Source organism: Lentzea sp., assembly GCF_035525475.1.
GTDB lineage: Bacteria > Actinomycetota > Actinomycetes > Mycobacteriales > Pseudonocardiaceae > Lentzea.
On sequence record NZ_DATLEC010000040.1, the window covers coordinates 32,166 to 46,778 of the forward strand.

The 14,613-nt window shown below is 71.0% G+C and carries 10 protein-coding genes; 9 read left to right on the forward strand and 1 reads right to left on the reverse strand.

What is annotated here, in order from left to right; translation table 11 throughout:
• Positions 1-150: 150 nt before the first annotated feature.
• From VM306_RS06255 to VM306_RS06290, 8 genes are all read left to right on the forward strand, one after another.
• Positions 151-2,619, forward strand: coding sequence for an alpha-L-arabinofuranosidase C-terminal domain-containing protein (locus VM306_RS06255; protein ID WP_325511846.1), 2,469 nt, complete (start codon positions 151-153; stop codon positions 2,617-2,619).
• A complete protein-coding gene (locus tag VM306_RS06260; RefSeq protein WP_325511848.1) occupies positions 2,616-4,058 on the forward strand; it encodes a family 43 glycosylhydrolase in 1,443 nt (480 codons plus the stop codon). Before VM306_RS06255 ends, VM306_RS06260 begins: the two co-directional genes overlap by 4 nt.
• A 107-nt stretch (positions 4,059-4,165) precedes the next feature.
• On the forward strand, positions 4,166-5,152 hold the full coding sequence (locus VM306_RS06265; protein WP_414672333.1) for a LacI family DNA-binding transcriptional regulator: 987 nt from the start codon (positions 4,166-4,168) through the stop codon (positions 5,150-5,152).
• A gap of 246 nt (positions 5,153-5,398) precedes the next feature.
• Entirely contained in the window at positions 5,399-7,072 is a 1,674-nt protein-coding gene (araB, locus tag VM306_RS06270; protein ID WP_325511896.1) for a ribulokinase, read from the forward strand.
• Positions 7,072-7,725: an L-ribulose-5-phosphate 4-epimerase gene (locus VM306_RS06275; protein ID WP_325511852.1), complete on the forward strand. Its 654-nt coding sequence runs from the start codon at positions 7,072-7,074 to the stop codon at positions 7,723-7,725. The genes araB and VM306_RS06275 overlap by 1 nt, the downstream gene beginning before the upstream one ends.
• Positions 7,726-7,742: 17 nt before the next feature.
• Positions 7,743-9,245: an L-arabinose isomerase gene (gene araA / locus VM306_RS06280; RefSeq protein ID WP_325511854.1), complete on the forward strand. Its 1,503-nt coding sequence runs from the start codon at positions 7,743-7,745 to the stop codon at positions 9,243-9,245.
• A gap of 157 nt (positions 9,246-9,402) precedes the next feature.
• Entirely contained in the window at positions 9,403-10,161 is a 759-nt protein-coding gene (locus tag VM306_RS06285) for a hypothetical protein (protein ID WP_325511856.1), read from the forward strand.
• A gap of 156 nt (positions 10,162-10,317) precedes the next feature.
• Positions 10,318-12,306, forward strand: a complete 1,989-nt coding sequence (locus VM306_RS06290) for an RICIN domain-containing protein (protein ID WP_325511858.1) — start codon at positions 10,318-10,320, stop codon at positions 12,304-12,306.
• Between the two features lie 69 nt (positions 12,307-12,375).
• Here the strand turns inward: VM306_RS06290 and VM306_RS06295 are convergent, their stop codons facing one another.
• Entirely contained in the window at positions 12,376-13,407 is a 1,032-nt protein-coding gene (locus VM306_RS06295) for a LacI family DNA-binding transcriptional regulator (protein ID WP_325511860.1), read from the reverse strand.
• 22 nt (positions 13,408-13,429) lie between these two features.
• Here VM306_RS06295 and VM306_RS06300 point away from each other — a divergent pair, with 22 nt between their 5' ends.
• Positions 13,430-14,605 carry an MFS transporter gene (locus VM306_RS06300; protein WP_325511863.1) on the forward strand — a complete coding sequence of 392 codons (1,176 nt, stop codon included), beginning with the start codon at positions 13,430-13,432 and terminating at the stop codon, positions 14,603-14,605.
• Positions 14,606-14,613 lie beyond the last annotated feature (8 nt).

The following is a 14,613-nucleotide window of genomic DNA, read 5'->3' on the forward strand; positions in this document are numbered from 1 at the left end:
CGGGGTGACGACGGTGTCGCGGAGCTCGACCGCGTGTCCGCGGTTGCAGGCTGCCAAGAGTGAACGTTCACAACTACGACGTCAAGACCTTGCCCGTAACGAAGTCGCAGTCCTATGTTAACGCTCACTTCCGAGCGGGGGAGGAAACCCGTGCACCGCAAGCACGCCCTGTTGTGCGCCGCGCTCGCGGCGAGTCTGCTGGTCGCCGTTCCCGGGTCCGGGGCGGCCGCTGAAACCGACTACACGCTCAAGGTCGACGCCACGCGGAAAGGCCCGTCGATCGACGACTCCATGTACGGCGTGTTCTTCGAGGACATCAACCGAGCCGCGGACGGTGGCCTGTACGCGGAACTCGTGCAGAACCGCTCGTTCGAGTACGACCCGGCGGACAACGCCGGCTACAACGGACTGACGTCGTGGGCGCCGCACAGCGGCACGGTCGACGTCGCCGACGACAGCGGCCGGATGAACGAACGCAACCGCCGTTACCTGAAGCTCGGCCTGCCCGCCGGTGTCATCAACTCCGGCTACAACAGCGGGGTAGCCGTCACCGAGGGCCATCGCTACGACTTCTCCGTCTGGGCCCGCGCGGACCAGGGCGCGAACCTCACCGCCACCGTCACCGACCCCGCGGGGACCGCCCTGGGCGACCCGGTGAAGGCCGAGGTCCGCGGCGACGGCTGGGCCCGCTACACCGGCACGATCCGCGCGAAGAAGTCCTCGGCGACCGGACGGCTCCTGGTGACCGGCGGCGGCACCGGCACCCTCCGCCTCGACATGGTCTCCCTGATGCCGCAGGACACCTTCAAGGGCCACGGCCTGCGCCGCGACCTGGCCGAGAAGATCGCAGCCCTGAAGCCCGGCTTCGTCCGCTTCCCCGGCGGCTGCCTCGTGAACACCGGCAGCCACTACGGCTACGACGCGCCCGGCTACGAGCGTCGCCGCTCGTACCAGTGGAAGGACACCATCGGACCGGTCGAGCAGCGCGCCACGAACTGGAACTTCTGGGGCTACAACCAGTCCTACGGCCTCGGCTACTTCGAGTACTTCCAGTTCGCCGAGGACGTCGGCGCGATGCCGTTGCCCGTCGTGCCCGCCCTCGTCACCGGCTGCGGCCAGAACCGCGTCACGGACGACCCCGCGCTGCTCCAGCGCCACATCCAGGACACGCTCGACCTGGTCGAGTTCGCCAACGGTCCCGCCGACTCGGCGTGGGGCCGCAAGCGCGCGGAGATGGGCCACCCCAAGCCGTTCGAGCTCACCCACCTCGCCGTCGGCAACGAGGAGAACCTGCCGGACGAGTTCTTCGCGCGGTTCACCGAGTTCCGCAAGGCGATCAACGCGAAGTACCCGGACATCACCGTGGTCAGCAACTCCGGCCCGGACGACGCCGGCGGCGTGTTCGACCGGCTCTGGCAGCTCAACGGGCAGGCCGGCGTCAAGATGGTCGACGAGCACTACTACAACAGCCCGAGCTGGTTCCTGGAGAACAACAACCGCTACGACTCCTACGACCGCAACGGCCCCAAGGTGTTCCTCGGCGAGTACGCCTCGCAGGACAACAGGTTCTTCAACGCGCTGAGCGAGGCCTCGTTCATGACGGGCCTCGAACGCAACGCCGACGTCGTGAAGCTCGCCTCGTACGCGCCGCTGCTGTCCAACGAGGACTACGTCCAGTGGCGCCCGGACATGATCTGGTTCAACAACCACGCGTCGTGGGGCTCGGCGAGCTACGAGGTGCAGAAGCTCTTCATGAACAACGTCGGCGACCACGTCGTGCCGAGCACCGCCTCGGCCACGCCGTCGACCCTGGCACCGATCACCGGCGCCATCGGGCTCTCGACCTGGGCGACGGCCGCGACCTACGACGATGTGAACGTGACCAGCGCTTCCGGTCGGACGTTGTTCAGCGACGACTTCTCCGGCGGCGACGCCAGGTGGACCAAGTCCGGCCGTGGCGCGTGGAACGTGGTGAACGGCGCCTACGTGCAGTCCGACGCCACCGCCGAGGACACCCTCGTCACGGCGGGGGACAGGACCTGGCAGGACTACACGCTGAACGTCAAGGCCACCAAGCAGTCCGGCCGCGAGGGCTTCCTCGTCGCGTTCGGCGTGCAGGGCACCGGCAACCACTACTGGTGGAACCTCGGCGGCTGGAACAACACCCAGTCCGCGGTGGAGAAGGCGGTCGGAGGCGGCAAGAGCACGCTGATCTCCCACGGCACCACCATCGAGACCGGCCGCACCTACGACGTGCGGGTCGAGGTCCGCGGCCGCCACGTCGCGCTCTTCCTCGACGGCCAGAAGTGGGGTGAGTTCACCGATGACGAGCTCGCCGAGCCGTTCCGCCAGGTCGTCACCCGCGACCTCGCCACCGGCGAGCTCGTCGTGAAGGTCGTCAACGCCCAGGACAACGCCGCCCGCACCCGGATCGACCTCGGCGTCCCGGTGGCGTCGACGGCACGCGCGACCGTGCTGCAGGGCCGTCCCGACGACGTGAACACCGAGTTCACCCAGCCGATCCGCCCCCGCTCCGAACAGGTCCGGGTGGCGAGCAGCTTCACGCACACGTTCCCGCCGAACTCCGTGACCTTCCTCCGGATCAGGAGCCGCTCGTGATCGACCGACGATCCCTGCTGCGCACGGGCGGCGTCATCGCCGCCACCGGCGCGCTCGCGTCCGCCGCACCCCTCCCCGCCGGTGCCGCCGCCGAACCCGACCCCGCCCTGCCGGCCCGCAACCCGCTGGTCGAGCAGCGCGCCGACCCGTTCATCACGCCGCCGACCGACGGCATGTACTACCTGACCGGGTCCGTGCCCGAGTACGACCGGGTCGTCGTCCGCGGCGCGTCCACTCTGGACGGTCTGTCCTCCGCCAGGGAACGCACCATCTGGCGCCGGCCCGCGTCCGGCGTGATGGGCGGGTACATCTGGGCGCCGGAGCTGCACCGCGTCGACGGCAGGTGGTACGTCTACTTCGCCGCCGGCGACAAGGACGAACCGTTCCGGATCCGCACCTACGTGCTGGAGTCCGCCAACGCCGACCCGCGCGAGAGCGGGTGGGTGCTGCGCGGGCAGATGGTGACGGCGTGGGACACGTTCACACTGGACGCGACCACCTTCGCGCACCGCGGCAAGCGCTACTTCCTGTGGGCGCAGAGCGAACCCGGCATCGCCACCAACTCGAACCTCTACATCGCCGAGATGGCCTCACCGCTGGCCTTGAAGACCGCGCCGGTGCGCATCGCGACGCCCACGCTGCCGTGGGAGGTGCAGGGCTTCAAGGTCAACGAGGGGCCCGCGGTGCTGATCCGCAACGGCCGGGTGTTCGTGACGTTCTCGGCGAGCGCCACCGACGCCCGGTACTGCATGGGCCTGCTGACCGCCGATGAGAACGCGAACCTGCTCGACGCGCGGTCGTGGACCAAGTCGCCGAACCCCGTGTTCACCACGCACGCGCCGACGTCGCAGTACGGGCCGGGCCACAACTCGTTCACCACGGTGGGCTCCACGGACGTGCTCGTCTACCACGCCCGCGACTACCGCGACATCACCGGCGACCCGCTGTTCGACCCGAACCGGCACACCCGTGTGCAGAAGCTGCACTGGAACGCCGACGGCACGCCGTCGTTCGGTGTGCCCGTGGGGCGTGGCGGGCCGATCGTGCGGCTGTCGCCCTTGGACGCGCCGGCGTTGGTGGTGCGGCACTACGAGTACAGGTTGCGGGTCGACGGCAACGTCCGCGACGTGGCCGACTCGCAGTTCCGGTTCGCACCGGGGTTCCTCGGTTCCGGCACGGTCGCGCTGCAGTCGGTGAACTTCCCGGACCGGTACGTGCGAGTCGACTCCGACGTGATCCGCATCGACCCGTTCGAGGACGCGGACGCTTATGGTCGCGCGGCGAGTTTTGTCCGGGTGCCTGGACTCGCTGACCGCTCCGCGGTCTCGCTCCGTGTCGGTGCGGACACGTATCTCGCACATGACACCGGCCGCCTGGTCGTGTCCAGGCCGGGCGGCGACCGCGACGCGCGGCGACGTGCCACATTCCGTCTCGAATGAGTGGACAATGAGCACTGCATCGATGCCGACCTGGTGTTATCGCTAACATCACCGGTGCAGATCCAAGATCGGAGACCGCAGTGGAGAAGACGTCGCGTGACCCCGCGATGACCGATGTCGCACGGCTTGCCGGGGTGTCGCACCAGACGGTCTCGCGTGTGCTCAACAACCACCCGAACGTCCGCGAGCAGACCCGGCTGCGGGTGCAGGCGGCCATCAAGGAGCTGGACTACCGGCCCAACCGGGCCGCCCGCGCCCTCGTGACCGGCAAGACGCAGCTGATCGGCGTGGTGGCCCAGAACTCGACGCTGTACGGCCCGGCCTCGCTGCTGTCCGCCTTCGAGGAGGCCGCGGCGGAGGCCGGGTTCGCGGTCAGCGTCGGCAGGGTGAAGGTGCTCGACCGCGCCTCGATCTCCGCCGCGGTGGAACGGCACCGGGACCAGCGCGTGGCGGGCATCGTCGTGATCGCGCCGACCTCGTCGGCGGCCGACGCGCTGGCCGACGTGCCCGCGGGTGTGCCGCTCGTGACGGTGGACGGCGACCCGGACCGCCCGACGCCACTGGTCACCGTCGACCAGGCGGCGGGCGCCTACGACGCCACCATGCACCTCCTGCAGGCGGGCCACGAGACGGTCTGGCACGTGTCCGGCCCCGCCGACTGGTTCGACGCGGCGGGCAGGGCCCAGGGCTGGCGCCGCGCGCTCGAGGCGATGAACGCCGAGGTGCCGCCGGTCGTCACGGCGGACTGGAGTGCGGCGGCCGGCTACCGCGCGGGGCAGATGCTGGCGCGGATGCCCGAGGTCACGGCGGTGTTCTGCTCGAACGACCACCTCGCCCTGGGTCTGCTGCGGGCGATGAGCGAGCGCGGCAGGCGAGTGCCGCACGACCTCAGCGTCGTGGGCTTCGACGACGTGCCGGAGGCGGCGTACTTCATCCCCCCGCTCACGACCGTGCGCCCGGACTTCGCCGCGGTGGCACGGGAAACGCTCGGCCTGCTGTTGCAGCAGCTCAGCGGCGGAGCAGTGGCGGCACCGCGACGGGCCGTGGAGCCGATGCTGGTGCATCGGGCGAGCGTGGCGGCGCCGCCCCGGTAGGTCGTGCGGGACCGGGGTCGTGCCCCGGCGTGGCCCGGCGTGGCCCGCGCGCGGTTCCGTTGAGCGAGGGCACCGCCCGCCCGAACCGCCGGCACCTCCCGCGTGGCGTCCTGCCGTGGACGCCGCACGTGGGTTTGTCGTGCGCTCACCTCACTCATCATTTGGCGCTCTCGCAGGGAAATCACGATTCGCCGGGCACACCTTGACTCGCTGATTGTTAGCGATAACACTCAGGTCGTGACTGACATGACGATCGACCGCGACGCGTGTGTGGTGGGTGTCGATTTCGGCACGCTGTCCGGTCGCGCCGTGGTCGTGCGCGTTCGCGACGGTGCCGAGCTCGGCACCGCTGTGCACGACTACCGCCACGGTGTCGTGGACCAGGTGCTGCCCGCCACCGGCCGGCCGTTGCCGCCGGAGTGGGCGCTGCAGGTCCCGTCCGACTACCTCGACGTCCTGCGCACCGCCGTCCCGCAGGCCGTCGAGGCGGCCGGGATCTCGGCGGACCAGGTGATCGGCGTCGGGACCGACTTCACCGCCTGCACGATGGTGCCGGTCACCGCGGACGGCACGCCGTTGTGCGAGCTGCCGGAGTTCGCGGAGAACCCGCACGCCTACATCAAGCTGTGGCGCCACCACGCCGCCCAGCCGCAGGCGGACCGGATCAACGAGCTGGCCCGCAAGCGCAAGGAGCCGTGGCTCGCGCGCTACGGCGGGCTCATCTCCTCGGAGTGGGAGTTCGCCAAGGGCCTGCAGGTGCTGGAGGAGGCGCCCGAGGTCTACGCGGCGATGGACCACTGGGTCGAGGCCGCGGACTGGATCATCTGGCAGCTCACGGGCACCTACACCCGCAACGCCTGCACCGCCGGCTACAAGGGCATCCACCAGGACGGCGCCTACCCGGACCAGGACTTCCTCGCGGAGCTCAACCCGGAGTTCGCCGGCTTCGTCGCGACGAAGCTCGACCACCCGCTGTCCGCGCTCGGCGGCAAGGCCGGTGAGCTCACCGCAGAGGCCGCCGCGTGGACCGGTCTGCCTCAGGGCATCGCGGTCGCGGTCGGCAACGTCGACGCCCACGTCACCGCGCCCGCCGCGCAGGCGGTCGAGCCCGGCCAGATGGTCGCGATCATGGGCACCTCCACGTGCCACGTCATGAGCGGTGACGTGCTGCGCGACGTCCCGGGCATGTGCGGCGTCGTCGACGGCGGCATCGTGCCGGGCCTGTGGGGCTACGAGGCGGGGCAGAGCGGCGTCGGCGACATCTTCGCGTGGTTCCTGCGCAACCAGGTCCCGCCCGTCTACCACGAGCAGGCGGCCGAACGCGGCATCACCGTGCACGAGCTGCTGAGCGAGCTCGCGGCGCGGCAGGAGGTCGGTGAGCACGGGCTCGTCGCGCTCGACTGGCACAGCGGCAACAGGTCCGTGCTCGTCGACCACGAGCTGTCCGGTGTGGTCGTCGGCCAGACGCTCGCCACCAGGGCCGAGGACGTCTACCGCGCGCTGATCGAGGCCACGGCGTTCGGCACGCGCGTCATCGTCGACGCCTTCGTCGACGCGGGCGTGCCGGTGACCGAGCTCGTGATCGCCGGCGGGCTGCTCAAGAACCCGTTGCTGATGCAGATCTACGCCGACGTCGTGAACCTGCCGCTGTCGGTGATCGGCTCGGCGCAGGGCCCCGCGCTCGGCTCCGCGATGCACGCCGCGGTGGCCGCTGGGTCCTATTCGGACATCCGCGAGGCGGCGGCCGCGATGGGATCGGTGCGCCGCAACGCATTTACGCCGATACCGGAGAACGTCGAGGCGTACCAACGGCTCTTCCTCGACTACCTGGAGCTGCACGACTACTTCGGCCGCGGTGCCAACGATGTCATGCACCGGCTGCGCGGCTACCGGCGCCACGCCCTGGAGGGGAAGAGCTGATGTCCGCCACGACGGAGCTGCGCCGCACGGTCGCCGAGCTGCACCGCGAGCTGACCCGGTACGAGCTGGTGACCTGGACGGCGGGCAACGTGTCGGCGCGCGTGCCCGGCCAGGACCTGATGGTGATCAAGCCGTCCGGGGTGTCCTACGACGAGCTCGGTCCGCACGCGATGGTCGTGACGGACCTGCACGGCGAACTGGTGGAGGGCGAGCTCGCGCCGTCTTCCGACACCGCCGCGCACGCCTACGTGTACCGGCACATGCCGCACGTCGGCGGCGTCGTGCACACGCATTCTCCTTATGCGACAGCGTGGGCGGCGCGCGGCGAGCCCATCCCGTGCGTGCTCACGATGATCGCGGACGAGTTCGGCGGTGACATCCCGGTCGGGCCGTTCGCGCTGATCGGCGACGACTCGATCGGCAAGGGGATCGTGGAGACCCTGAGCACCAGCCGGTCGAAGGCCGTGCTGATGCGCAACCACGGCCCGTTCACGGTCGGCGCGACCGCCCGTGCCGCGGTGAAAGCCGCGGTGCTGCTGGAAGACGTCGCCCGCACCGTCCACTTCGCACTCCAGCTCGGCAAACCGGACGTGATCGCCCAGCAGGACGTCGACCGGCTCTACGAGCGCTACCAGAACGTCTACGGCCAGTGAGCCCAGAAGGAGAGCACATGCCGGACAAGCCCCAGATCTGGTTCCTCACCGGCAGCCAGCACCTCTACGGCCCCGAGACGCTCGACCAGGTCGCGGCCCAGTCCCAGCAGATCCGGCGGATGCTGTCCGACTCGGGCCGGATCAGCGCGGAGATCGTGTGGAAGCCGGTGCTGACCGACTCCGGCGCCATCCGCGGGGTCATGCAGGAGGCGAACAACGACCCGTCGTGCGTCGGCGTGATCGCGTGGATGCACACGTTCTCCCCGGCGAAGATGTGGATCACCGGGCTGGACCTGCTGCGCAAACCGCTGCTGCACCTGCACACGCAGCTCAACGAGGCCCTGCCGTGGTCCAGCATCGACATGGACTTCATGAACCTCAACCAGGCCGCGCACGGCGACCGCGAGTTCGCCTACGTGCAGACCAGGATCGGGGTGGCGCGCAAGACGGTGGCCGGGCACGCGAGCGATCCCGTGGTGGCCGAGCGGATCGACGGGTGGGCGCGTGCGGCCACCGGCCGCGCGCACCTGCGTTCGCTGAGGCTCGCGCGGTTCGGTGACAACATGCGCGACGTCGCCGTGACCGAGGGCGACAAGGTCGAGGCGGAACTGCGGTTCGGCGTCTCGGTCAACACCTACGGGGTCAACGACCTCGTGGCCGTCGTCGACGCCGTGCCCGACGCGGACATCGACCTGCTCGTCGCCGACTACGCCGAGACCTACCGGCTCTCGCCGGAACTGGGGCGCGGGGGAGAGCGGCACGACTCGCTGCGCTACGCCGCCCGCATCGAGATCGGGCTGCGGTCCTTCCTCGACGACGGCGGGTTCGGCGCGTTCACCACGAACTTCCAGGACCTGGGCGGGTTGCGGCAGCTGCCGGGCCTCGCCGTGCAACGGCTCATGGCGGACGGCTACGGCTTCGGCGGCGAGGGCGACTGGAAGACCTCGGCGCTGCTGGCCACCGTGAAGGCCATGGGCACCGGGATCGGCCGCGGCACGTCGTTCATGGAGGACTACACCTACCACTTCGGGCCGGGTGAGCCGAAGATCCTCGGCGCGCACATGCTGGAGGTGTGCCCGACGATCGCCGCGGACCAGCCGTCGTGCGAGATCCACCCGCTCGGCATCGGCGACCGGGAGGACCCGGTGCGGCTCGTGTTCGACGCCGCTCCCGGCCCCGCCGTGGTGGTCGGTCTCGCGGACCTCGGCGACCGGTTCCGCCTGGTGGCCAACGAGGTCACGGTGGTCCCGCCGGACGAGCCGCTGCCGAAGCTGCCCGTCGCACGGGCTGTGTGGAAGCCCGCGCCGTCGCTCTCGACGTCCGCGGAGTGCTGGCTCACGGCCGGCGGCCCGCACCACACGGTCATGACGCAGGCCGTCGGAGCCGAGGTGCTGCGGGACTTCGCCCAGATGGCGGCCACGGAGCTCGTGCTCATCGACTCGGAGACGACGCCCGCGTCGTTCCTCGACCGGCTGCGCTGGAACTCCGCGTACCACCGCCTGGCGACGGGCATCAGCTGACGCGGCCGGCGGGCCGGCCGGGGGTGATCCCGGCAGGCCCGCCCCCGGTCGTCGACCAGTCCTCTGTGAACGCTCACAAGTGGTTGAACCCTTCACGGTGTGGATCCGTATTCCCGGTGTGCCGGCAGAAAACGTCCCCTACTCGTGAGGTTCGCCCATGTCGAGAGCGCATGCACGACCACAACGCGGCAAGCGGGTCCTCCTCGCCGGAGTCGCGGTCGCCGCGACGCTGACCGCGGTGACCGCCGCCGTCGCCTTCGCCGGTGGGGAGGAGGTGACCGGCTCGATCGCGTGTCCGCAGCCGGTGGTCCCGGCGGTGCCCGCCGCGGCGCAGGCCGAGGTACAGCGCGAGCTGGCCAACCTGGACAAGCAGATCGCCGAGGCGAACAACCGGCTGCGCACGTCGGCCGGTGAAGGCGGGCCGAACTTCGTGCAGAACGCGATCCTCGGTCCGCTGGCGAGCAAGCGCGTCGCGGCGCTGAACCGCATCGAGACCGCCATCGGCCGGGTCGCCGAGAAGCCGGAAGGCCTGGAGAGGTTCGCGACCTGCGGACTCGGTGAGGCGCCCGCTGTGTCGGCACCGCCGTCCACCTCGTCGCCGTCCACGCCCGCCACCGGCGGTTCGGCCGCCGGTGGCGCCATCGCCTGCCCGGCGCCCGTGGTGCAGAACGTGCCCGCGGCCGCGCGAGCCGAGGTCGACCGCGAGCTCGCGAACCTGGACAAGCAGATCGCCGAGGCCAACGAGCGGCTGCGCACGTCGGCCGGTCAGGGCGGGCCGAACTTCGTGCAGAACGCGATCCTCGGTCCGCTGGCGAGCAAGCGCGGCGCCGCGCTGGACCGGATCGAGATCGCCGTAGGCCGGGTGAGCGCGCGGCCCGAAGGCCTGGAGCGCTTCGCCACCTGCTCGCTCGGGTAACTCTCCTCGGGTTCGAGCGGTCAGGCCTGCTTCGGCGGGCGGACGTTCCCGGGAGGTCCTGCCGGACGGTACGCGCCACCGTTCGGCAGGACCTTGACGCGTCAGTAGGTTCTCGATAGACGTTAGCGTTAACATCGCGCGTTCTACGGAGAACCGATGACCAGACTTCTCGCTCTGCTCGCCGTTTCGGCGCTCACGTTCTCCACCGCCGCACCGGCCACCGCCGCCGGGTCCGGCGCTGCCGAGTCCGTGGTGGTGCGGCCGGATCCGACCTACCAGCAGGAGCCGTTCCAGGGCTGGGGAACGAGCCTGGTGTGGTTCGCGAACGCCACCGGCGGCTACCCGGACGAGATCCGGAACCGGCTGGCGGACCTGCTGTTCGGCGAGGACGGTCTGAACCTGAGCATCGCGCGGTACGACATCGGCGGCGGCAACGCGCCGGACGTGCCGCAGTACCTCCGCGCGGGCGCTGCGGTCCCCGGCTGGTGGAAGGCGCCGGCGGGCACGACCCGCACCGACACCGACTGGTGGAAGCCCGGCGACCCGCGGTTCTTCGACGCCGCGGCGGATCCGCGTCAGCGGTGGTGGGTCGACCGGATCAAGCGGGACGTGACGCGCTGGGAGGCGTTCAGCAACTCGCCGCCGTGGTTCCAGACCGTGAGCGGGTACGTCTCCGGTGGCTTCGACCCGAACGCGGACCAGCTGCGGCAGGACAGGATCGGCGACTTCGCCGCCTACCTGGCCCAGGCGGCAGCGGAGCTGGAACGCGCGCACGGCATCCGGTTCGCCACCGTCGACCCGTTCAACGAGCCCAACACCCCGTACTGGCGCACGACGCTGGGCCCGGACGGCAACCCGACGGGCGGCCGCCAGGAAGGCGCCCACATGGGTCCCGCCTTGCAGGCGGCGGTCGTGCCCGCGATGGCGGAAGCGTTGCGCGCCAACCGCGTGAAAGCGACGGTGTCCGCGCCCGACGAGACCAATCCCGGCATCTTCGCGGACGACTGGGCGGGCTATCCGGCCGCGGCACGGGCGCAGGTCGGCCAGTTGAACGTGCACACCTACGGCACGGCACGCCGCACGTCGGCCCGTGACATCGCCAAGGGCGCGGGCAAGCCGTTGTGGATGAGCGAGGTCGACGGGCACTGGGGGACCGGCCAGAGCTTCACCAGCATGGACCCCGGTCTCGGCATCGCCGAGCGCGTGATCGACGATCTCCGCGAGCTGGAACCGCGGGCGTGGCTGCTCTGGCAGGCCGTCGAGGACTACGACAACATGACGCCCGGCGCCGAGTCCCCGGACGGGATGAACTGGGGCGTGGTGCAGATCCCGTTCGACTGCGGGCCTCAGGACACCCTCGCGACCTGCCCGCCGCGCGTCAACACGAAGTTCCACACGCTGCGGAACTTCACGCACTACGTCCAACCCGGTGACCGGCTGGTGAAGGTCGGCACGACGACCGACGTGGCCGCGGTGCGCGGCACCGAGCTGAAGTCCGTCGTACACCTGAACAAGACCGACCAGGCGCAGTCCGTCACGCTGGACCTGTCGGCGTTCGCGTCGGTGCGGCCGGGCGCGTCGGTGAGGCCTGTCGTGACGGACCAGCACGGCGCGTTGGTGAAGGGCGCCGCCGTGCGCGTGAAGGACCGCAAGGCGACGCTCGCGGTGCCGGCCAGGTCGGTCACCACGGTCGAGGTGAGCGGTGTCAGCGGCGTGGACCGTGCTGCCGCGCTGGGCGGTGAGTACCGCCTCACCGGTGTGCAGAGCGGCAAGTCCCTGGCACCTTCGGGCACTTCGCTCGTCCAGCGCACCACCGACCTCGCCGCCGCGGACCAGGTCTGGCGGGTGGAGCGGCTTTCGGGCGGCTACGGCAACCGCGCCCGGTTCTCCGTCGTCAACGCCTCGACGGGACAGCGGATCGCGGCTTCCGGCGGCGACGTCGTGCTGACGCCGTCCGACGGTCCTGCCGCGAGGTGGGTGCTGTCGTCCACCGGGGACGGCACGTGGACGTTCGTCAACGCCGAGACGGGCAGCCTGCTCGACGTGGTCGGGGAGTCGCGTGAGGACGGTGCCAGGATCGGGCTGTACGGGGCGACGTCGGGTGCCAACCAGCGCTGGTCGGCCACGTCCGTTGCCCGCGGGTAGCGGCTTGCCGAGGACTGCGGGCACCCGGACGCGTTCACGCCGGACGGTCGGCCGTGACCGGCGGAGTGATCACGCGCTGTCCCGCACGACGAGCGTGGACGGGTAGAACGTGGCTCCGCCGACGTCGCGCCGGTCGAGCACGGAGATCGCCGCCGCGGTGGCGATCTGCTCGACCGGGTGCGTGCTGGTGGTGAGCGCCGGGCGGACGAGGCCCGCGAAGGCGATGTCGTCGAACCCGGCCACCGCCACGTCTCCCGGCACCTGCAGCCCGAGCGCGCGCAGTCCGTCGAGGACACCGAGCGCGGTGAGGTCGCTGAGCGCGAACACCGCGTCGGTGTCCGGCCACCGCGCCATGATCTCCACGGCGGCCTCGGTCCCGCGAGCGGCCGTGAAGTCGCCGGGCACGACCCTCGGCTCACCGCCGCTGTCGTGCAGCACCCGCCGGTACGCCTCGACGGCGCGGTCTCCGCACGGCAACCACGACGGGCCCGTGACCATCGCGATCCGGCGCCGGCCCGTGCTCACCAGGTGCCGCACGACCCCGTCGGTGCCGGAGCGGTTGTCGACGTCGAACGACGGCACGTGACGTGTGCCGACCCCGACCGCGGCCACCCGCCCGCGCATCCCCCTCGGCACTGTCTCGAGCGCCGGCCGCGTCGGGTTCACCACCACCAGACCCCCGAGCCCCCGCCCCTCGGTGAGGCGGGCGAGTGAGGAGGGGTCGTTCAGGGGAAGCCAGTGCAATGAGACGCCCACCTCGCGCTCGGCGGCGACGTGCGCCGCCGACGTCAGCACACGGCCGACGTACGGGTCGTCGAGCACGGCGGCGGTGTGCCCGATGACGGCGATGCCGAGGCGTGTGCCCGTGCGAGTGACCAACGCGCGTGCGGACGCGTCCGGTACGTAGCCCAACGCGGCCACAGCGGCGGTTACCCTGTCGCGTGCCTTCTGCGATGCCGGTCCCTGTCCCGTGACAACACGTGAGGCGGTAGCCCGGGACACGCCCGCGGCCCGAGCCACGTCATCCAGAGTGGCGGTGTGCTCCGTCATCCCAGCAGTATTGCGGTGGAAGCGCTTCCATGTGTGAGGTAAGCACTTCATGTATCGAGAAAGGAGGACCGGGATGTCTGTCACGGTGCCGCGGAACCAGGTTCGAGCCGCCGCCGCGGGGGTGGCGGTCACCTTCGGGCTGAACGGCGTGGCCGTGGCGACCTGGTTCGCCAGGGTCCCCGCCGCCCGCGACGCGCTGGACCTCACGCCGGGCGCCCTCGGTCTCCTGCTGCTCTCCATGTCGGTCGGCGCGTGCCTCGCGATGCTCACCGCGGGCGAGGTCACCCACCGGCTGAGGCCGAAGCTGACGGTGTCGCTCTCGGCCGTGACGGTCGCGGTGGGACTCGCGGTGGCGGGCATCGGCATCGGCGCCTACCCGTCGCCGGTGCTGACGGCGATCGGCATCTTCACGCTCGGCTACGGCTCCGGTCTCTGCGACGTGGCGATGAACGTCGAGGCCGCGGAGGTCGAACGCGCCATCGGCAAGACCGTGATGCCCCGCTTCCACGCGATGTGGAGCCTTGGCACCGTCGCCGCCGCCGGCATGGCGTCGTTCGCGGCGTGGGCTGTTCTGCCCGTGACCGCGCACCTGGCCGTGGTGGCTTTCGTGGTGGCGGCCGGCACGCTGGTGGCGGCGCGGACGTACCGGCTGGCGGGCGAGGCGGAGCACGGCAGGGGCAGCGGGGTCCTGGCGGCGTGGCGCGAGCCCCGCACGTTGCTGGTCGGCCTGCTCGTGCTGGTGTTGGCGTTCACGGAGGGCACCGCGAACGACTGGGTGGCCGTCGCGTTCATCGACGGGCACGCGTTCGACCCCGCTCTGGGCGCTCTGGTCTTCGGCGTGTTCGTCACGACGATGACGTTCGGCCGGATCTTCGGCACGATCGCGCTGGACCGGTGGGGCCGCGTGCCGGCGATCGCCCTGTCGATGCTGCTGGCGGCAGCCGGTGTGGCGGTGGCGGTGTTCGCCTCGTCCACCGCGGTGGCGGTCGTGGGTGTCGGGGTGTGGGGGCTGGGAACCGCGCTGGGCTTCCCGGTGGGGATGAGCGCGGCGGCGGACGACCCCGCTCGTGCGGCGGCCAGGGTCAGCGTGGTCGCGGTCATCGGGTACACGGCTTTTCTCGCCGGGCCGCCGCTGGTCGGGTTCCTGGGGAACGAGGTCGGGGTGCTGCGGGCACTGTTGATCGTGCCGGTGCTGTTGCTCCCCGCGCTGGCGCTCGTGCCGATGCTGAAGCCGGTCAAGGGCTCGTGATCCGCCGG

What these genes read in the sequence shown, in the direction of transcription:
- VM306_RS06285 (WP_325511856.1), top strand. Translation starts at nt 9,403, where the DNA reads ATGTCGAGAGCGCATGCACGACCACAACGCGGCAAGCGGGTCCTCCTC.
- VM306_RS06275 (WP_325511852.1), top strand. Translation starts at nt 7,072, where the DNA reads ATGTCCGCCACGACGGAGCTGCGCCGCACGGTCGCCGAGCTGCACCGC.
- araA (WP_325511854.1), top strand. Translation starts at nt 7,743, where the DNA reads ATGCCGGACAAGCCCCAGATCTGGTTCCTCACCGGCAGCCAGCACCTC.
- VM306_RS06265 (WP_414672333.1), top strand. Translation starts at nt 4,166, where the DNA reads ATGACCGATGTCGCACGGCTTGCCGGGGTGTCGCACCAGACGGTCTCG.
- araB (WP_325511896.1), top strand. Translation starts at nt 5,399, where the DNA reads ATGACGATCGACCGCGACGCGTGTGTGGTGGGTGTCGATTTCGGCACG.
- VM306_RS06290 (WP_325511858.1), top strand. Translation starts at nt 10,318, where the DNA reads ATGACCAGACTTCTCGCTCTGCTCGCCGTTTCGGCGCTCACGTTCTCC.
- VM306_RS06300 (WP_325511863.1), top strand. Translation starts at nt 13,430, where the DNA reads ATGTCTGTCACGGTGCCGCGGAACCAGGTTCGAGCCGCCGCCGCGGGG.
- VM306_RS06295 (WP_325511860.1), bottom strand. Translation starts at nt 13,407, where the DNA reads ATGAAGTGCTTACCTCACACATGGAAGCGCTTCCACCGCAATACTGCT.